Annotated in this window: 1 pseudogene; it reads left to right on the top strand. The window is 43.8% G+C overall.

The window, feature by feature from the left end:
- Window positions 1-116: pseudogene (locus tag ACRPFF_RS11135) on the top strand (exodeoxyribonuclease III); the annotation flags it as partial.
- Between the last annotated feature and the right edge of the window lie 354 nt (window positions 117-470).

Consider the following 470-nt stretch of genomic DNA (forward strand, 5'->3'; position numbering starts at 1 on the left):
GTTACGACCCTGAAAAATGGTATGAAAAAATCCACTGTTCGTCCGTCGAACGGCAGTGGTTTCAAAATCTGCTGGATTTGGGATTGACCGACAGCCTGCGCCAAGTCCACCCCGAACGTTTCGATAATTTATTGAAGATGGCTGAAATTCAAAGTTATAGAAATTTATAAACAAAAAAACAGCAACCCGCCGCCGTCATTCCCGCGAAAGCGGGAATCCAGTCCCTTGACCTTAAGATAATCTTTAATTCGTCATTCCCGCAAAAGCGGGAATCCGGAAGCGAAAAGTGGTGGGAATGTATTAGAAATGACTGAAACTCAAAAAACCAGATTCCCGCCTACGCGGGAATGACGAGTCAGAAGTTACTCGAAACTTAAAAAAACGAAATCGAACGGACTGGATGGATTCCCGCCTACGCGGGAATGACGAGTCAGAAGTTACTCGAAACTTAAAAAAAATGAAATCGAATG

Source organism: Neisseria sp. SLRRB23 (genome assembly GCF_050896295.1).
GTDB lineage: Bacteria > Pseudomonadota > Gammaproteobacteria > Burkholderiales > Neisseriaceae > Neisseria.